Source organism: Saccharopolyspora indica (assembly GCF_027853965.1).
Lineage (GTDB): Bacteria > Actinomycetota > Actinomycetes > Mycobacteriales > Pseudonocardiaceae > Saccharopolyspora > Saccharopolyspora indica.
Window position 1 is genome coordinate 322,723 of record NZ_JAQGLB010000004.1, and the last position, 17,699, is coordinate 340,421.

16 protein-coding genes are annotated in these 17,699 nt (G+C 69.8%); 14 read left to right on the top strand and 2 right to left on the bottom strand.

The genetic code is table 11. The features are described from left to right. Positions 1 to 23 precede the first annotated feature (23 nt). From OU416_RS12145 to OU416_RS12155, 3 genes are read left to right on the top strand one after another with little or no spacing between them, the layout of a single operon-like run. Positions 24 to 2,252: a tetratricopeptide repeat protein gene (locus tag OU416_RS12145; RefSeq protein ID WP_270926995.1), complete on the top strand. Its 2,229-nt coding sequence runs from the start codon at positions 24 to 26 to the stop codon at positions 2,250 to 2,252. Between the two features lie 22 nt (positions 2,253 to 2,274). Continuing rightward, positions 2,275 to 3,759: an NB-ARC domain-containing protein gene (locus OU416_RS12150; RefSeq protein ID WP_270926996.1), complete on the top strand. Its 1,485-nt coding sequence runs from the start codon at positions 2,275 to 2,277 to the stop codon at positions 3,757 to 3,759. After that, a complete protein-coding gene (locus OU416_RS12155) occupies positions 3,714 to 4,466 on the top strand; it encodes a tetratricopeptide repeat protein (RefSeq protein ID WP_270926997.1) in 753 nt (250 codons plus the stop codon). The genes OU416_RS12150 and OU416_RS12155 overlap by 46 nt, the downstream gene beginning before the upstream one ends. Positions 4,467 to 4,517: 51 nt before the next feature. Here the strand turns inward: OU416_RS12155 and OU416_RS12160 are convergent, their stop codons facing one another. Continuing rightward, on the bottom strand, positions 4,518 to 6,740 hold the full coding sequence (locus tag OU416_RS12160) for a (Fe-S)-binding protein (RefSeq protein ID WP_270926998.1): 2,223 nt from the start codon (positions 6,738 to 6,740) through the stop codon (positions 4,518 to 4,520). 359 nt (positions 6,741 to 7,099) lie between these two features. Here OU416_RS12160 and OU416_RS12165 point away from each other — a divergent pair, with 359 nt between their 5' ends. From OU416_RS12165 to OU416_RS12205, 9 genes are all read left to right on the top strand, one after another. After that, the gene (locus OU416_RS12165) at positions 7,100 to 7,531 is read left to right on the top strand and encodes a DUF1707 SHOCT-like domain-containing protein (protein ID WP_270926999.1); all 432 of its coding nucleotides are present in this window, start codon (positions 7,100 to 7,102) and stop codon (positions 7,529 to 7,531) included. Positions 7,532 to 7,611: 80 nt separating this feature from the next. Beyond that, the gene (locus OU416_RS12170; RefSeq protein WP_270927000.1) at positions 7,612 to 7,935 is read left to right on the top strand and encodes a DMT family transporter; all 324 of its coding nucleotides are present in this window, start codon (positions 7,612 to 7,614) and stop codon (positions 7,933 to 7,935) included. Next, positions 7,932 to 8,549, top strand: coding sequence for a TetR/AcrR family transcriptional regulator (locus tag OU416_RS12175; protein WP_270927001.1), 618 nt, complete (start codon positions 7,932 to 7,934; stop codon positions 8,547 to 8,549). The genes OU416_RS12170 and OU416_RS12175 overlap by 4 nt, the downstream gene beginning before the upstream one ends. A 17-nt stretch (positions 8,550 to 8,566) precedes the next feature. After that, a complete protein-coding gene (locus tag OU416_RS12180) occupies positions 8,567 to 9,259 on the top strand; it encodes a GAP family protein (protein ID WP_270927002.1) in 693 nt (230 codons plus the stop codon). 103 nt (positions 9,260 to 9,362) lie between these two features. After that, positions 9,363 to 10,205, top strand: coding sequence for a DUF4097 family beta strand repeat-containing protein (locus tag OU416_RS12185; protein ID WP_270927003.1), 843 nt, complete (start codon positions 9,363 to 9,365; stop codon positions 10,203 to 10,205). Between the two features lie 187 nt (positions 10,206 to 10,392). Further along, entirely contained in the window at positions 10,393 to 12,267 is a 1,875-nt protein-coding gene (dnaK, locus tag OU416_RS12190) for a molecular chaperone DnaK (protein ID WP_121505342.1), read from the top strand. 17 nt (positions 12,268 to 12,284) lie between these two features. Next, positions 12,285 to 12,956, top strand: coding sequence for a nucleotide exchange factor GrpE (gene grpE, locus OU416_RS12195; RefSeq protein ID WP_372907176.1), 672 nt, complete (start codon positions 12,285 to 12,287; stop codon positions 12,954 to 12,956). 25 nt (positions 12,957 to 12,981) lie between these two features. Beyond that, positions 12,982 to 14,163, top strand: coding sequence for a molecular chaperone DnaJ (gene dnaJ, locus OU416_RS12200; RefSeq protein ID WP_270927005.1), 1,182 nt, complete (start codon positions 12,982 to 12,984; stop codon positions 14,161 to 14,163). Between the two features lie 2 nt (positions 14,164 to 14,165). After that, the gene (locus OU416_RS12205) at positions 14,166 to 14,618 is read left to right on the top strand and encodes a heat shock protein transcriptional repressor HspR (RefSeq protein ID WP_270927006.1); all 453 of its coding nucleotides are present in this window, start codon (positions 14,166 to 14,168) and stop codon (positions 14,616 to 14,618) included. A 191-nt stretch (positions 14,619 to 14,809) separates the two neighbouring features. On the opposite strand, the gene OU416_RS12210 is transcribed toward OU416_RS12205, so the two are convergent. After that, on the bottom strand, positions 14,810 to 15,913 hold the full coding sequence (locus OU416_RS12210; protein WP_270927007.1) for an FAD-binding oxidoreductase: 1,104 nt from the start codon (positions 15,911 to 15,913) through the stop codon (positions 14,810 to 14,812). Positions 15,914 to 16,211: 298 nt separating this feature from the next. Between OU416_RS12210 and OU416_RS12215 the strand changes: the two genes are divergently transcribed. Then, positions 16,212 to 17,006 (top strand): pyridoxamine 5'-phosphate oxidase family protein, encoded by a 795-nt coding sequence (locus tag OU416_RS12215; protein WP_270927008.1) that lies wholly within the window; start codon positions 16,212 to 16,214, stop codon positions 17,004 to 17,006. A gap of 122 nt (positions 17,007 to 17,128) precedes the next feature. Beyond that, positions 17,129 to 17,611 (top strand): MarR family winged helix-turn-helix transcriptional regulator, encoded by a 483-nt coding sequence (locus OU416_RS12220; protein ID WP_093159055.1) that lies wholly within the window; start codon positions 17,129 to 17,131, stop codon positions 17,609 to 17,611. Positions 17,612 to 17,699: the final 88 nt, after the last annotated feature.

The following is a 17,699-nucleotide window of genomic DNA, read 5'->3' on the forward strand; positions in this document are numbered from 1 at the left end:
GGGTGCGATCTCGTGGGGGTGGCATGCCGGAACCGGTTCACAACGCGCTGAGCGGCAACATCGGCGCGGCGGTCCAGGCCGGGAGCATCAGCGGCGGCGTGCACTTCAACGTCGTCCCGAGCACCGGCCCTGGCCTGGGATCACTGGCCCCACCAGCGCTGACGCACGACGTGCGCGGTCGTGGTGACCTGGTGGCGGCGGTGGTCGAGGAGCTGCGAGCCGGGCAGAGCTGCGTCGTGCACGGCGCAGGCGGCTACGGCAAGACGACGGTGGCGCAGCAGGTGGCGGCCGAACTCGGCGCGGAGACGTGGTGGGTCGACGCGTCGTCGGAGCGGAGCCTGCACGACGGCCTGCGCGAGGTCGCCCTGCGCGCGGGCGCGAGCCCGCAGGAGGTGCACGAGGCGTGGGAGGGGCGCGGACACGCGCCGGACCTGCTGTGGCGGCGGCTGGCCGAGGTCGAGTCCCGGTGGTTGCTGGTGCTGGACAACGCCGACGACGTGTGCGCGCTCGGCGCCGGACGCCCGATCGCCGAGCAGATCGGTTGGCTGCGCACGACCAGCGGAGTGCTGATCACGAGCCGCGACGGAAACCCGCAGTCCTGGGGAGGTCTCGTCCGCCTGCACGCGATCGAGACGCTGCCGGTCGCCGACGGCGCCCAGATGCTGCTCGACCGCGCACCCGATGCCGGTTCCGCCGACAGCGCCGGTGAACTGGCACAACGCCTGGCCGGGCTCCCGCTGGCGCTGCACCTGGCGGGCCAGTACCTGGCGGTCGTCGCAACGATGCCGCAGGTCCCGGGCCTGGACCTGCCGGTGGACTTCGACAGCTACCGAACCGCGCTCGACGACCGCTGGCCGGAGGTGACGGAGCTACCGGAGGCGCCATACCCGCTGGCAGAGCGCGAGACGCTGCACCGCACCTGGGAACTGTCCCTGGACCTGCTGGCCGAGCGCGGCTACCCGACCGCTCGCCCCCTGCTCCGCCTGCTGTCTCACTTCGCCGACGCACCCATCCCGCTGGAAGTGCTCCGCGCCGAAGTCCTGGCGATGAACCGGGCTTTCGCCGGGATGACCGCAGTCCACCTGGCAGCGGTGATCAAAGCCCTGTCCGGCGTCGGCCTCCTGGCCTCCGACAGCCTGCACGGCCCGGTGCCGCTCCTGCGCCTGCACCCGGTGGTGCGCGAGACGAACCGCTACCTCGGGTGCCCGCAGGAAATCGGGAACAGCATGGCGCACTCGGTCGTGCTCGTCGCGGCCATGGCCGCGAACAGCGAGGTGACCGATCCCAGCACGTGGCCACGCTGGCGCGTGCTGCTCCCGCACTGCGCAGCAGTGCTCGACCTCCCTGTTGCGGTGCGGGAGGCGGTGCTCGTCCTGATCGCGTTGACGTGCGAGCGGGCGACCAGGTTCTGCGTCACCGATGGTCTCGTGCTGCACGGCATCGACCTGGCCCGGGCGGCGTTGTCCCGTCTCCCGGAGGCGGAGTCCGAGGTGCGCGAAGCTCTCCTGGGCACCCGCAACAACCTCGCCGCGATGCTGCTCGGCCGGGGTGACCTCGATGCGGCGGAAGCGGAATTCCGCGTCGTGCTGGAGTCCGCGCCTTCGGTCTTTGGTGCGAAGGACGGAAAGACGCTGGGGATAAGGCACAACATGGCCAGTGTGCTGCAGGCTCGCGGCGACCTGGAGCAAGCGGAAGCGGAATTCCGCGCGGTGGCCGAACTGGCGGCCGAAGCCCTCGGTTCGAAGGACTCCACAACGCTGAGCGCGCGGCACAGCCTTGCCGGAGTGTTGCGGGCTCGCGGTCGGCTGTCAGAGGCTGAGTCGGAGTACCGGGCAGTCCTCGAACAGCGGCAGCAAGTCCTCGGCGCGGACCACATCCTCACCATGACCACGCGGAGCGAACTTGCCGGTGTCCTGCGGGATTCGGGTGAGCCGGAGGTAGCGGAGGCTGAGCTCTGCGAGCTGCTGGACTGGGCGGTCGACACCTTGGGCGACGAGCATCCCCGCACCCTGATCACCCGGGCCAACCTCGCGGGCGCGCTGGCGGCCCAGGGGGCTCTGACGCAAGCAGAGTCGGAGTTGCGCGCTGTCCTGGCGGTGGCGGACCGGGTTTGGGGTGCTGATCACCCCCACTTCCTGGCAGCGCGCGGCCAACTCGCGAATGTGCTGCTGGAGCAGGGGAAGCAGACCGAGGCTGAAGCTGTGCTGAGCGAAGGCCGCACCGCGAATTCAGCTTCCCCCGAACGGCATTGAGCGCACGTCGACGTTCGCCACCTTGGATAGCCTGACCGGGGATCGCATGGGGGTTGGCATGCAGGAATCGGCGCATAACGCGTTGAACGGCCACGTCGGGTCGGCGGTGCAAGCCCGCTACATCCACGGCGACGTGAACTTCAACGGAGCACCAGCTGTCGGCCCGGGCCTGGGCACGGTGACTCCTCCTGTCGCGGCGCACGATGTGCGCGGTCGCGATGAGCTGGTGAGGTCGGTGGTCGAGGCGCTGCGCGGGCGGAACCCCGTCGTGCTTCACGGCGCAGGTGGCTATGGGAAGACCACGGTCGCGCAATGCGTGGTGACCGAGCTCGGCGTTGAAACGTGGTGGGTGGACGCCTCGTCCGAGGCGAGCCTGCACGACGGCCTGCGCGAGGTCGCGCTGCGCGCGGGCGCGGATCCCGAGGAAGTGCAAAGCGCCTGGGAGGGGCGCGGGCTCGCGCCGGACCTGCTGTGGCGGCAGCTGGAGCAGCGCACGGATTGGCTGCTGGTGCTCGACAACGCCGATGACTCAAGCCTTCTCGGTGCCGGGAGACCGGTCTCGGCGGGCACGGGATGGTTGCGGCGGACGGGCTCCGTGCTGGTCACCAGCCGCGATGGGCATCCGCAGGCGTGGGGGAACCTCGCGCAGCTGCATGCGGTCGGCCTACTCTCTTCCGCCGCTGGCGCGCAGGTGTTGCTGGACCGCGCGCCGACTGCCGGAACGCCAGAGCAGGCGCGCGAACTGGCGGAACGGCTCGGTGGGTTACCGCTCGCCCTGCACTTGGCGGGTCAGTACCTGTCCGTCTCAGGCGCTATGCCACGGGTGCCGGGTCTGGAGCTCCCCACCGACTTCACCGGCTACCGGACCGCGCTGGACGAGCGCTGGCCGGAGGTGACCGAACTCCCGGAAGCGCCGCATCCTCTGACTCAGAGGGCGATGCTGCACCGCACCTGGGAACTGTCCCTGGACCTGCTCGCGGAGCGCGGGCATCCGATGGCTCGCCCCCTGATCCATCTGCTGGCGCAATTCGAGGCCGCGCCGATCCCGCTCGAACTCCTCGATGTGGCCGTGCTGGTCGTGATTCCGGAGTTCGAGGGACTCACCGCCCTGCGGCTCGCCGCCACGTTGAGCGCGCTGTCCGGGTTCGGGCTCATCGAGTCGACCACTCACGGCGAGGCGGCGATTCCAGTCCTGCGCTTGCACCCGGTCATCCGCGAGGCGAACCGCTACCAGGTCAGCGACGACAAGCGAGACACGTACGTGCTGGTGTGCTTGGGGCTGCTGACGATCGCGGGCCGCTCCATCGATGCCGGTGACTACACGACTTGGCCGCTCTGGAGCCTGCTGGTCCCGCACTGTGCGTTTCTGGCCAGCTTCGCCGACCAGCGCGACGAATTCCGTGAGCTCGTGGGGGGACCAGTGGCGGACATGTGCACCGCGACGGGCGCTTCTGTTCGCAGATGGGTCACTTCACCCAGGCCCTCCGCTTTTTCCAGCTGGCGTTGAAGTGCCACCAGGAAGAATCGGGAGACGGAAGCTGGCGGACCCTGGACGCGCGGAACAGGGTCGCCGGGATGCTCCAGGAACAAGGTGAGTATTCCCGGGCGGAGGCCGAGTACCAGGAGGTGCTCGATCTGTCCGCGCAGATCGACGGTGAGGCGCATTCCGTGATGCTGACTGCGCGGGTCCACCTCGCTGGTTTGCTATTCGCCCGCGGCGAATCAGCGCGGGCTGAAGCCGAGCTCCGCGCGGCCTTGGCGCTGTCGTACCAGCTTCGCGGCGCGGAACTTCCGCAGACCCTGCTCATCCGGGCGAGCTTGGCCATCGTAGAGAAGAGCCACGGCGAGCTGGGGCACGTTGAGAAAGAGCTGCGCGAAGCGCTCCGGTTGGAGGAGCAGTCGTACGGTGAGTCCCACTTGATGATCCTGAAGCTCCGGACCTCCCTGGCGTCCCTGCTGATGGGCCGGGGTGAGCTCGCGCAAGCCGAGACCGAGTACCGGGCGCTGCTGGACCAGGCCGTCCGGACGTGCGGCGAGGAGAATCCGAACACGCTGTTCATCCGGGACAGTCTGGCTGGCGTGCTGCTGGAGCGCGGAGAGACGGATCAAGCTGCGGCGGAGTTTCGGAAGGTGTGGGAATGCAGCTGCGTGCTTTTCGGAGCGGAACACCCGCGCAGCCGTGCGGTGAAGGCGAGATTGGACAAGCTGTCCTGAAAAGACGAAGGGCGCCTCCCGAGTCGGGAGACGCCCTTCGCAGTAGATCCGTCAGCTACCGGTCGTGGCGGTGTCTTCGGAGTCCTTCTTGTCTCCGCGCTTCACCGCGGACAGCAGGAGCTGCGCCACGTCGACGACCTCGATCGACTCGGCGGCGACCTTCTCACTCTGGCGGGCGGTCAGGCCGTCGGAGAGCATCACCTTGCAGAACGGGCAGCCGGTCGCGATCTTCGACGGCGCGGTGCCCAGCGCTTCGTCGACGCGCTCGACGTTGATCCGCTTGCCGATGCGCTCTTCCATCCACATCCGCGCGCCACCCGCACCGCAGCACATCGAGCGGTCGGCGTGGCGCGGCATCTCGCGGAAGGTCGCACCCGAGGCGCCGACCAGGTCGCGCGGCGGCGTGTAGACCTTGTTGTGACGGCCCAGGTAGCAGGGGTCGTGGTAGGTCACGTCCTCGGCCACCGGGGCGACCGGGGTCAGGCGCTTCTCGCGGACCAGCTTGTTCAGCAGCTGGGTGTGGTGCACGACCTCGAAGTCGCCGCCCAGCTGCGAGTACTCGTTGGCCAGCGAGTTGAAGCAGTGCGCGCACGTCGCGACGATCTTGCGCTTGCCCGGCTCGCGGCCCTCGAACACCGAGTTCAGCACCTCGACGTTCTGCTGGGCCAGCATCTGGAAGATGAACTCGTTGCCCGCACGCCGCGCCGGGTCACCGGTGCAGGTCTCCTCCGGCCCGAGCACCGTGTACTTCACCCCGGCCATGTGCAGCAGCTCCGCCACGGCCTGGGTGGTCTTCTTCGCGCGGTCCTCGAACGCACCGGCGCAGCCGACCCAGAACAGGTACTCCACGTCCTCGGCCAGCTCGCCGTCGAAGACCGGCACCTCGAAGTCCAGGCCCTCGGTCCACGCCAAGCGGTCCTTGGCGTTCTGGCCCCACGGGTTGCCCTTGTTCTCCAGGTTCTTGAACATCCCGCCCAGCTCGGTCGGGAAGTTCGACTCGATCATCACCTGGTAACGCCGCATGTCCACGATGTGGTCCACGTGCTCGATGTCCACCGGGCACTGCTCCACGCACGCACCACAGCTGGTGCACGCCCACAGCACCTCGGGGTCGATCACCCCGAGCTCGTCCGGGCCGCCCACCAGCGGACGCTCGGCCTCGGCCAGCGCCAGCACGTCGATCTTCGCCAGCTTCGCCTCGGCGTCGTCACCGGTGATGCCGACCTCGTCACCGGCCATGTCCTTGCTGCCACCGGCCAGCAGGTACGGGGCCTTGGCGTAGGCGTGGTCGCGCAGCGAGGTGATCAGCAGCTTCGGCGAGAGCGGCTTGCCGGTGTTCCACGCCGGGCACTGCGACTGGCACCGACCGCACTCGGTGCAGGTGGTGAAGTCCAGCCAGCCCTTCCACGAGAAGTCCTCGACCTTGCCGGCGCCGAACACGTCGGTGTCCGGGTCGGCCTCCTCGAAGTCCAGCGGCTTGCCGCCCGACATCATCGGCTTGACCGCGCCCAGCGCGACATCGCCGTCGGCCTCGCGCTTGAAGTAGATGTTGAAGAACGCCGAGAACCGGTGCCACGCGATGCCCATCGTCATGGTGCGGGCCACCACGACCAGCCAGACGGTCGCCGACATCAGCTTCAGGAACGCGAACGCCGACACCAGGTCCTCGCTGGCAGGCAGCAGCATGCCCAGCGGGCCGGAGACGAACTCCGACCACAGCGGCATCGGGTGCACGCCCAGCGCGGACTTCGCGGCCCGCACGCCCAGGATGCCCAGGCCCTCGATCAGCACGACGGCCTCGATGAAGTAGGCCCACTTGAAGTTCGAGCCCTGGAAGCGCGAGACCCGGTCGGCGCGGCGCGGGTGGTTGCGCTGCCGGATCACGATCAGCACCACGATGCCCACCACGGTGCCCACGCCGAGGATCTCCATCAGCAGGCCGTAGATCGCCAGGTCGCTGAGGATCGGGAAGCCCCACGTCGGGACGAACACCTCCCCGTAGGCCTCGAACACCGCCAGCGAGCCGAGCAGGAAGCCCCACATCACCAGCCAGTGCCAGAAGCCGACGTTGCGGAACTTGTTCATCCGGGTGTGCGCGGCGAACTCCTTGACCAGGGTCGCCAGGCGGGCCATCACCGGGCCGTTGCGCGTGGGATCCGGTTGCCCGAGGCGGATGATCCGCACGAACCGGGCGATGGTCATGGCGAACATGCTCCACGCGACGACGCCGAGCGCGACCGAGATCGCGCCAAGCGTGATCTGAACAGCACCCATGCTCGCGGCCTCCTGTTCGAGGGTTGTCCGTTAGGGCAGCGTACGCCCTGTTACCCATCGGTAACTACAGGGGCCGTGCGCAGGTCGGTAACAGTCGGTGATTCTGCGAGACCGCCGGGCGAAAAACTAGTTGTGCATTCGTACAGGTTTATCCGGTAGGCTGATCCCGTGGCGTCGGCGCCGCGGCTGGGGTTGTCCGAGTTGTTCCTGCTGGCGGCTGGGGCGGGGGTTGCGATTTCGTCGCGGATCCCGCGTGCCGGGCGTCGCTCGGAGCAGAATCCGGACGCGGTGCGATTTTCGCCACGTATTTGATCGGGTGAACGGTTCGTTCGGTCACACCGAGCGGTCCAGGGGGTGCGATGACTGGGGCGGACAGCGGGGCGATGCGCGCGTCGGACGGCGACCGGGAGGCCGTGGCGCAGCGGCTGCGGGCGGCGCTGGACGAAGGGCGGCTCACCCTCCCCGAGTACGACGAGCGCCTGCAGCAGGCGTTCGCGGCGACGACCTACGGCGAGCTCGCGCCGCTCACCTCGGACCTCCCCGAGGCGGCGCCGCCGAAGCCGTCGAAGCAGGTCGCCAAGCGCGAGAAGCGCAAGCGCAAGCAGATCAAGGAGTGGCGCGACTGGGGCGGGACCGGGGTCATCCTGGTCGGGATCTGGCTGGTGACCTCGATCGCCTCCGGTGCGGCGACGTTCTTCTGGCCGATGATCCCGCTGGGCATCTGGGCCGCGGTGATCCTCGCCGACCTGGTCTTCGGCAGCGGCGGGAAGTCCGAGCGCTCCGAGGACTGAACCGGTGCCCCCGTCGGCGGGGGCACGCTCGTGCCCACAAAGTTGGGCGATCGTTCAGGTTTTCGAAGGGAGAGGGGCGCGTGGCCTACCTGGTGCTGGCGGTGGCGATTCTCAGCGAGGTGCTCGCGACCGTGTCGTTGAAGCTGTCCGAGGGGTTCAGCAAGCCCATCCCCTCCGCCCTGGTGGTGATCGGCTACCTGGTCGCCTTCACCGCGCTGGCCTCGGTGCTCAAGCTCGGGCTGCCGGTCAGCATCGCCTACGCGATCTGGGCCGGGGCCGGGGTCGCGCTGGTGGCGATCATCGGCGCGGTGTTCCTCGGCGAGTCGATCACCGCGGTGCAGATCGGCGGCGTCGCGCTCATCATCGGCGGCGTCCTCGCGCTGGAGCTCGGAGGTGCGCATTGACCCAGCCGCGTCGCACCCCGGAGGAGGAGACCGACGGCCGCAGGCTCAAGGGCGAGCGCCGCCGCCGCGCGATCATCGACGCGGCGCTGCGGGTGGTCGCCCGCGAAGGGGTCGGTGCGGTCAGCCACCGCAACATCGCGCGCGAGGCCGGTGTCCCGCCCGCCTCCATCGCCTACTACTTCGACGGCATCGACGACCTGCTGGTGGCCGGGCTGCTGGAGGGCTGCGAAGGGCTCATCGAGCAGCTGGACGTGCTGCGCGAGCAGGTCCAGGAGCGCACCGACTGGCCCCGGGCCATCGCCGAGAACCTGGCCGGGCTGCTGCGCGACCACCGCGAACGCACCCTCGGCGAGTACGAGCTGTACCTGCTGGCGGCCCGCCGCCCGGCGCTGCGCCCGGCCGCGCGCCGCTGGATCGAGGCCGCCTCCGGCTACGTCAACGACGGTCGCGGCGGCGACGAGCCGGTGATCCGGGCCCTGTTCGCGGCGATCGACGGAATCCTCATGCAGGGCCTCATCGCCGACGAACCGCCCACCGCCGACGACCTCGAACCGATGCTCCGCTTCCTCGTCCAGCCGATCGACTACCTGCGCGACCGCGGTTACCTGAACTGATCTCCCGGGGGTTCGACATGTCCGCACTGCTGGGCTTCTACGGCTTGTCGCTGATAGACGCGCTGAACCCGTCCGCGCTGGCGGTGGCCGTGATCCTGGCGCTGCGCGGCGGCCCGTACCGGAGCCGGGTGGCGGTGTACGCGGCCGCCATCTTCGCCACCTACCTGACGCTCGGCCTGCTGATCTACTTCGGGCTCGACGGGGTCCTGCGCTTGGCGGACGGGCTCTGGGTGGAGCGCGTCGGCAACGCGCTGGCGGCGGTCGGCGGCGTGGCGATGCTGATCATGGCGCTGTTCCCGCCGAAGCGCTTCCGGTCGGGGGTGCGCCTGCCGTCGCTGCCGCAGAACCTGCCGATGCCCGCGGTCTTCGGCACCGGTGTGGCGATCACCCTCGCCGAGTTCAGCACCGCGCTGCCCTACCTGGGCGCGATCGGAATCCTGCGCGGGTACACCGCCGAGCCGCTGCTCGCGGTGCTGCTGCTGACCGGCTACAACCTCATCTTCGTGCTGCCGCCGCTGCTGCTGGTCGCCGGTTTCGCGCGCTTCGAGCCGCGAGTGCGGCCCAAGCTCCAGCGGTGGCTGGACAGGCGCGAGGACAAGGAGGCCGACGGCAGCTGGCTGTGGATTCTCGGAATCGTCGGCTTTCTGCTCGCCCGGCAGGGCATCGTCTACTACGCGGGGGTCTTCGGCTGGCTCCCCGCCGTCGGGTGACGGCGAACCCCGGGTCGGTTCCGGGGAGTCCCCGATGTGGGGAATTGCGCGCGGTGCGTAGTTTCCTCGGCGCGAAGCGTTCTGGGGATGAGAGGACTTGGCCATGGCACGGGTAGGGCTCGCGATCGGCGGCGCGGCGTTGGTGCTGATCGGAGGTGCCGTGGCGTTCTGGGGACCGCTGTCGACCACGCAGCAGCGCACCGATCCGGTGAGCGGCGTCGACCGCGTCCGGCTCGGTGACGGCTCCGGATCGGTCGCGGTCCGGTACGAGCCGGGCGGGCGCGGCGAGATCACCCAGAAGGTGGAGCGGTGGGGCGCTGCGCTCTGGGGCGGCGGCGACGGCGAGGTGGAACACCGGGTCGAAGGCGGCGAGCTGGTGCTGGCGAACGACTGCGGGTGGAACTGCAGCGTGTCCTACGAGGTCACGCTGCCCGCGCAGGTGCCGGTCGAGGGCGAGCTCGGGTCCGGCGGGCTGATCGTCGTGGGCATGGCCTCGGTGCAGGCGGAGGTCAGCTCCGGGTCGGTCGAGCTGCGGGACATCGCCGGGCCGGTGGGCGTGCGGTCCAGCTCCGGGGGCGTGCAGGTGAGCGGCACCGACAGCCCGGTCGACGTGCGCAGCAGCTCCGGGAGCATCGAGCTCGCCGACCTGGGCGGGCGGGTCGAGGCGGAGGCGGGCAGCGGGGGCATCACCGGCACCGGCCTGCGCGGCGCGGAGATCGTCGCGAGCAGCGGCTCCGGGAGCATCGAGCTGGAGCTCACCGGGCCGCAGCGCGCGGAGGTGTCCACCGGCAGCGGCGGCATCGACCTGGTGGTGCCCGCCGACCGGTACCGGGTGGACACCGACGCCGGCAGCGGCGGCGTGGACGTCCAGGTGCCGCAGGACCCGTCCGCGGCGAAGCGGCTGACGCTCTCCAGCGGCAGCGGGAGCATCAGCGTGCGTTCCTGACCGGGTGGTTCGCGTCACTTCGCGGAACTCGTCAGGCAGGGCCGGGCGTTGTCCAGTCAGAAAGCTTGAGTGAGCTGCGCTCAACCCGGTTGACGGTGCTGATGTGCAGTGGGTAGAACTTGAGTGAGCAAGGCTCAGGGCCCTGGCGGCTCCTGGGCGCACAGGCACAAGTCGGGAGGAATTCAGCATGGCGCGAGCGGTCGGCATCGACCTGGGGACGACCAACTCCGTCGTTTCCGTCCTGGAGGGCGGTGAACCGACGGTGATCGCCAACTCCGAGGGCTCGCGGACCACGCCGTCCATCGTGGCCTTCGCGAAGAACGGCGAGATCCTCACCGGTCAGCCCGCGAAGAACCAGGCGGTCACCAACGTGGACCGCACCATCCGGTCGGTCAAGCGGCACATGGGCACCGACTGGAAGGTGCAGATCGACGACAAGGCCTACACCTCGCAGGAGATCAGCGCTCGCGTGCTGATGAAGCTCAAGCGGGACGCCGAGGCCTACCTGGGCGAGGAGGTCACCGACGCGGTGATCACCGTCCCGGCCTACTTCGAGGACGCCCAGCGGCAGGCCACGAAGGAAGCCGGCCAGATCGCCGGTCTGAACGTGCTGCGGATCGTCAACGAGCCGACCGCGGCCGCGCTGGCCTACGGCCTGGAGAAGGGCGAGAAGGAGCAGACCATCCTGGTCTTCGACCTCGGTGGCGGCACCTTCGACGTCTCGCTGCTGGAGATCGGCGAGGGCGTCGTCGAGGTGCGGGCCACCAGCGGTGACAACCACCTCGGTGGTGACGACTGGGACGAGCGCATCGTCGAGTGGCTGGTGGAGAAGTTCAAGTCCTCGTCGGGCATCGACCTGACCAAGGACCGGATGGCCATGCAGCGGATCAAGGAAGCCGCGGAGAAGGCCAAGATCGAGCTCTCCAGCTCCTCCAGCGCGAACATCAACCTGCCCTACATCACGGTCGACGCGGACAAGAACCCGCTGTTCCTGGACGAGACGCTCTCCCGCGCCGAGTTCCAGCGGATCACCTCCGACCTGCTCGAGCGCTGCCGCAAGCCGTTCGAGGCGGTCATCCGCGACGCGGGCGTCAAGCTCGCCGACATCGACCACGTGGTGATGGTCGGCGGTTCCACCCGCATGCCCGCCGTCTCCGAGCTGGTCAAGGACCTGACCGGTGGCCGCGAGCCGAACAAGGGCGTGAACCCGGACGAGGTCGTCGCGGTCGGCGCCAGCCTGCAGGCCGGTGTGCTGCGCGGTGAGGTCAAGGACGTCCTGCTGCTCGACGTCACCCCGCTGTCCCTGGGCATCGAGACCAAGGGCGGCATCATGACCAAGCTGATCGAGCGCAACACCACGATCCCGACCAAGCGCTCCGAGACCTTCACCACCGCCGACGACAACCAGCCGTCGGTGCAGATCCAGGTGTTCCAGGGCGAGCGCGAGATCGCCGCGCACAACAAGAAGCTCGGCATGTTCGAGCTCACCGGCCTCCCGCCGGCGCCGCGCGGCATGCCGCAGATCGAGGTCACCTTCGACATCGACGCCAACGGCATCGTGCACGTCTCGGCGAAGGACCTGGGCACCGGCAAGGAGCAGTCGATGACGATCACCGGCGGCTCCGCGCTGCCGAAGGACGACATCGACCGGATGGTCAAGGACGCCGAGGCGCACGCCGACGAGGACAAGAAGCGTCGCGAGGAGGCCGAGGCCCGCAACCAGGCCGAGACCCTCGTCTACCAGACCGAGAAGGTCCTCAAGGAGAACGACGAGAAGCTGCCCGGCGAGGTCAAGGACAAGGTCAAGTCCGCGATCGACGAGGTCAACGAGGCGCTCAAGGGCGAGGACGTCGCCGCCATCTCCGCCGCGGTGGAGAAGCTGGCCACCGAGTCCCAGGCCCTCGGCCAGGCGCTCTACGCCGACGCCGGTGCCAACGCGGCTGCGGGCGCCGGTGCGCCGGGCGCGGGTGCCGCGGACGACGCCGCGGGCTCCAAGGCCTCCGGTGCCGACGACGTGGTGGACGCCGAGATCGTCGACGACGAGGACGAGAAGAAGAAGTGACAGCGGACCGGTCCGAGATGTCGCGCAACGAAGGCGAGCAGGAGCCGGTGGTGGTCCGGGATCGGCGTCGCATCGACCCCGAGACCGGCCAGCGCCGGACCCCCGCTCCGAACGGAGAAGAGGCGCAGGTGCCCGACAGCATCTCCGGCACCCTCGACGAGGCCGTCGCCGAGGCCGGGGCGGCCGCGGAGTCCGACTCCGCCGCCGAACCGGCCCAGGGCGAGTCCGCCGGCCTGCAGCAGCAGGTCGACGAGCTCACCGCCGACCTCAAGCGGGTCACCGCGGAGTACGCGAACTACCGCAAGCGGGTGGAACGTGACCGCGAGTCGGTGATCGCCGGGGCCAAGGCCTCGGTGGCCGGTGACCTGCTGACGGTGCTGGACGACCTGGAGCGCGCCGAGGCGCACGGCGACCTCAACGGTGCGTTCAAGGCCGTGGCCGACAAGCTGGTCACGACGTTGAACTCGGCCGGTCTGGAAGCGTTCGGCGCGGAGGGCGACGAGTTCGACCCGTCCGTGCACGAGGCGGTGCAGCACAGCACCTCCCCGGACGTGAGCGGCCCGACCGTGACCGCCGTGCTGCGTCGCGGCTACCGGTTCAGCGACCGGGTGCTGCGGCCGGCCATGGTCGCGGTGACCGATCACGAACCGGCGGCCGCAGCCGACGAGAACCAGGCCGAGCAGGGTTGATCAGGAGCGAGAGGAGGGGCGTCCGGTGAGCGCCAGGGAATGGCTCGACAAGGATTTCTACGCCGAGCTGGGCGTCTCCTCCGACGCTTCGGCGGACGAGATCAAGAAGTCGTACCGGAAGCTGGCGCGGGAGAACCACCCGGACGCCAACCCCGGGAACGCGCAGGCGGAGGCGAAGTTCAAGTCCGTCTCCGAGGCCTACGGCGTGCTGTCGGACCCGGACAAGCGCAAGCAGTACGACGAAGCCCGCCGGCTGTTCGGCGCGGGCGGGTTCGGCGGCGGTGCCGGTCAGGGCGGCTTCGGCGGCTTCGGTGGCGGCGGCCAGGGCGGCTTCGACATCGGTGACCTCTTCGGCGGTGCCGGTCAGGGCGGCGGTGCAGGTGGCCTCGGCGACCTGTTCGGCGGCTTGTTCGGCAACCGCCGCCCCGGTTCGACCACGGCCAACCGGCCCAAGCGCGGCGCCGACGTGGAGACCGAGGTCCGCATCGACTTCACCGAGGCGGTGCGCGGTGCCACCGTGCCGCTGCGGCTGTCCAGCCCCGCGACCTGCCAGACCTGCCGCGGTTCGGGGGCCAAGCCGGGCACCCGGCCGCGCACTTGCGGCACTTGCTCGGGCACCGGTCTGGTCACCCGCAACCAGGGCGCGTTCGCGTTCAGCGAGCCGTGCCCGGACTGCCGCGGTCGCGGTCAGCTGATCGACGACCCGTGCCCGGACTGCGCCGGTGAGGGGGTCAGCACCCGCAGCCGCACGCTGACGGTGCGGATCCCGGCCGGGGTGTCCGACGGGCAGCGGATCAGGCTGGCGGGCCAGGGCGAACCGGGCAGGCAGGGTGCCGCCTCCGGTGATCTCTACGTGAAGGTGCACGTCAAACCGCACCGGGTGTTCGGACGTTCCGGTGATGATCTGACGATCACGGTGCCGGTGACCTTCCCGGAGCTGGCGCTGGGCACTACGTTGACGGTGCCGACGCTCGACGGGAAGGTCTCGCTGAAGGTCCCGGCCGGGACCAGCAGCGGCCGCACCTTCCGGGTGCGCGGCAAGGGAGTGGGCAAGAAGGACGGCAGCAGCGGGGATCTCCTGGTCGCGCTGCAGGTCGCCATTCCGTCCAAATTGGACGACAAGGCGGCCGAGGCGCTGGCGGACTACGCGAAGGCGACCGCCGACCACGATCCGCGTCAGGACCTGAACGAGTTGCTCGGAGGGTAGTCATGGCCGGTCGCCGCACAACCGATCCGGGCTTCGGGTTCCCACCGGGGGCCGACGAGGACACGCCGATGTTCGTGATCTCGGTGGCCGCCCAGCTCTCCGGTCTGCACGCGCAAACCCTGCGCAGCTACGACCGGTTGGGCCTGGTCTCGCCCGGCCGGACCCCGGCGGGCGGCCGCCGCTACTCCCTCCGCGACATCGCGCTGCTGCGCGAGGTCCAGCGCCTGTCCCAGGAGGAGGGCGTCAACCTCGCCGGGATCAAGCGGATCATCGACCTGGAGAACGAGGTCGACGCGCTGCGCGCCAAAGTCCAGGAACTGGCGGAAGAAGTCGCCGCGGCCCACGTCGCGGCGGAGCAGGCGGCGGCCCAGATCCACGCCTCCTACCGCCGAGACCTGGTCCCGGTCCGCCAGGAAACCGCGCTGGTCGTCTGGAAACCCAACCGCAGAACCTGATCGATACGGGTGAAGGGCACCTTTCGCCAACTTTGTTGGTGAAAGGTGCCCTTCACTCATCGCCTGACCCGGTGAGCCACCCGCGCAGCGGCGCCCGCCGAGCTTCTGCTGCGCTCGGCTCACCGCTGCGGCTCCTCGGGGTGAAGGGCACCTTTCGCCAAGTAACTCGGTGAAAGGTGCCCTTCACCCCGTCAGTCGAGGGTGAAGGGGTCGTAGCGGATGCGGTCGAGGGGGGTGCCCGCGACGAGCATCTGGGAGACGGTGGCGCGGAGCATTCCCGGGGAGCCGCTGACCAGGACGTCCCAGTCCTGCCAGGCGCCGAAGCGGGTCACCACTTCGGCGAGCGTGCCGTGCTCGACGCCGGAGATGTCCGGGTCGTTCTCCAGCACCGGCGTGATCGTCAGCCACGGGTTGTGCATCGCGATCCGCTGGAGGTTCTCCAGGTCGTAGAGGTCCTCGCGGGTGCGGCCGCCGTAGAACAGCTGGACGCGGGGGTTCTCGCCGTACTGCGCCAGCTCGTCGACGATCGCCCGCATCGGGGCGACGCCGGTGCCGCCGGCGACCATCAGCACGTCCGGGGAGTTCTCCCGGTCCACCGTCATCCGGCCCATCGGCGAACCGATCCGCCACTGGTCGCCGATGCGGGCGTGCCCGACCAGCGCTCGGCTCACCCAGCCGCCCTCCACCGAGCGGACGTGGAACTCCATGATCCCGTCCTCGGCGGGCGCGTTGGCCGGGGTCAGGTAGCGCCACAGCCGGGGCCGCTGCGGCACCTCCACGCTCACGTACTGCCCGGGCAGGTAGGGCACCGGGTGGTCGGTCTGGACGCGGAGCACCGCGACGTCCCAGCTCAGCCGCTCGTGGTGGACGATCTCGCCGGTGTACCAGGCGGGGCCGTCGTCGGCGGCGGCCGCTTCGGTCATGGCCGAGGCCATCACCGTGTACGCCTCCGCCCAGGCCCGCTCGACGGTGTCGGTCCAGGCGTCGCCCGCGTGCTTCTTGATCGAGGCCAGCAGTGCGGTGCCCACCGCTTCGTAGTGGTCGGCGACCACGCCGAACTTGCGGTGGTCGCGGCCGAGCTGGTGCAGGAACGGCAGCAGCTCGTCGGGCTTGTCGACCATCTGGATGACGTGCACGAGCGCCCGCAGCAGGCGGCTGCGCTGCACCTCCATGTTCACCGCGAAGAGCTCGCGGGTGGCGGGCGAGAGGCTGAAGAGCATCCCGTAGAAGAACTTGGCGACGTCGTCGATCTGCGGTTCGACGACCTCGAAGCTCTCGCGGATCAGGCGGACCATCTTGCTCACACCTGAGGACGGCTCGTTCGGGGGTGGTCCGGGGCTCAGTACGGCGTTCGCTGTCATGGTTCGGGTGCAGTCTTCTCCACGTTGGCGGCGGTACCCGGAACAGGTGCACCGCTACTGGCTTGCGTCCCCCGACACTGGGCCGACCCTAACCCGGGGCCTGGGGCACGTCTGCCTTGATGCCACTTTTGAGTGTTTCTTAACTACTACTCGTAGATAGTGCATTAACCGGTCGGGGGAACCTAGTATCCACCTCTGTGAGTGGAGAGGAAGGCGTGACACGGTGAGCCGCGTGAGCCCCGACCCGACCCCGAGCGGTACCGCCGATGAGGCGCTCTTAGCCCTGGAACTGTCCGACGCGCCCGCCCGCAAGTCCTCCTGGCAGGGCACCACTCCGCTCCAGCACCACTCGTTCGTCGCGGTGCCCCGCGACCCGTTCGTCGAGGACGACCACCAGGCGCAGCTGCCCGGTTCGAGGGGCGAGCACCTCCTCCAGCAGGCCTACGGCAGCGAGAAGCGCGCTCGCAAGTTCTACGACGACCAGGTCCTGGACCACCTCAACCCGCAGATGAAGGAGTTCATCGGGCGGATGGACCTGGCCTTCATCGCCACCGCCGACGCGCGCGGCGAGTGCGATTCGAGCCTGCGCGCCGGCGCGCCCGGCTTCATCGAGGTGCTCGACGACCGGCACGTCTGCTACCCCGAGTACCGCGGCAACGGCGTGCTGGCCAGCCTCGGCAACATCAGCGAGAACCCGCACATCGGCATCCTGCTGGTCGACTTCGTGACCGACCTGATCGGCCTGCACCTCAACGGCAAGGCCCGCATCGTCGAGGACGCCGACCTGCGCGCGATCCACCCCGCGCTGCCCGCCGACTTCGCCCGCGGCCGCACCCCCGAGCGGTGGGTGGTCGTGCAGGTCGAGGAGGCCTACATCCACTGCCGCAAGCACATCCCGCGGATGGTCCCGGTGCTGCGCCAGCGCAGCTGGAGCACCGACGACGGCAAGCGCAAGGGCGGCGACTACTTCGAGGCCAAGGGCACGCCGCGGCCCTGGCACCACGCCGAACCGGTCTCCGCCAACTGATCGCCGGTGGGCCGTCCGCGCTTCGGGAAGCCCCTCCTAGAGTGGGGCGAAACGGACTACCGTGGGACCTCATCGGTGCTGCGGGTGTGCCTTCGGCAGGTGGAGGCGCGGGCGGGAGAGCTGTGATCGAGCAGGACGAGGCGCGGGCGACCGACGGGGTGCGCGAGGAAGGCGTGGACCGGCGCTCCGCGGCGGAGACCGTCGAGCGCGAGCTGGTCATGATGTTCCGCCGCGCCCGCAACCTCTCCACCACGGTGGCGGCCCACGTGCACCCGGACCTGGACCCGGCCTCCTACAGCCTGCTGCTGATGATCGACGACGCGGGACCGCTGCGCGGCATGGACGTGGCCGGGCGCACCGGCCTCGACAAGTCGACGGTCAGCCGCCAGATCGCGACCCTGGTGGAGCTGGACCTGCTGGAGCGGGTGCCGGACCCGGACGACGGACGCGCCCGCCGCATCCAGCTCTCCGACCTCGGCCGCGAACGCCTGGCCCAGGTCCGGGCCGAACGCCGCAAGCACCTGCACGGCCAGTTCGCCAGCTGGACCACTCAAGACCTCAAGGACCTGGCCCGCCTCCTGGCCAAGCTCAACGCCATGATGTGACGCCCGACCTCGCTCGCGCGGCCACACCTGAACGCTGCGCACCCGCCCTGGGCGCCGAGGTGCGGTTCCGCGCGGGATCGGCCCTACT

What these genes read in the sequence shown, in the direction of transcription:
- OU416_RS12145 (WP_270926995.1), top strand. Translation starts at nt 24, where the DNA reads ATGCCGGAACCGGTTCACAACGCGCTGAGCGGCAACATCGGCGCGGCG.
- OU416_RS12155 (WP_270926997.1), top strand. Translation starts at nt 3,714, where the DNA reads ATGGGTCACTTCACCCAGGCCCTCCGCTTTTTCCAGCTGGCGTTGAAG.
- OU416_RS12160 (WP_270926998.1), bottom strand. Translation starts at nt 6,740, where the DNA reads ATGGGTGCTGTTCAGATCACGCTTGGCGCGATCTCGGTCGCGCTCGGC.
- OU416_RS12165 (WP_270926999.1), top strand. Translation starts at nt 7,100, where the DNA reads ATGACTGGGGCGGACAGCGGGGCGATGCGCGCGTCGGACGGCGACCGG.
- OU416_RS12180 (WP_270927002.1), top strand. Translation starts at nt 8,567, where the DNA reads ATGTCCGCACTGCTGGGCTTCTACGGCTTGTCGCTGATAGACGCGCTG.
- OU416_RS12185 (WP_270927003.1), top strand. Translation starts at nt 9,363, where the DNA reads ATGGCACGGGTAGGGCTCGCGATCGGCGGCGCGGCGTTGGTGCTGATC.
- dnaK (WP_121505342.1), top strand. Translation starts at nt 10,393, where the DNA reads ATGGCGCGAGCGGTCGGCATCGACCTGGGGACGACCAACTCCGTCGTT.
- grpE (WP_372907176.1), top strand. Translation starts at nt 12,285, where the DNA reads ATGTCGCGCAACGAAGGCGAGCAGGAGCCGGTGGTGGTCCGGGATCGG.
- OU416_RS12205 (WP_270927006.1), top strand. Translation starts at nt 14,166, where the DNA reads ATGGCCGGTCGCCGCACAACCGATCCGGGCTTCGGGTTCCCACCGGGG.
- OU416_RS12210 (WP_270927007.1), bottom strand. Translation starts at nt 15,913, where the DNA reads ATGGTCCGCCTGATCCGCGAGAGCTTCGAGGTCGTCGAACCGCAGATC.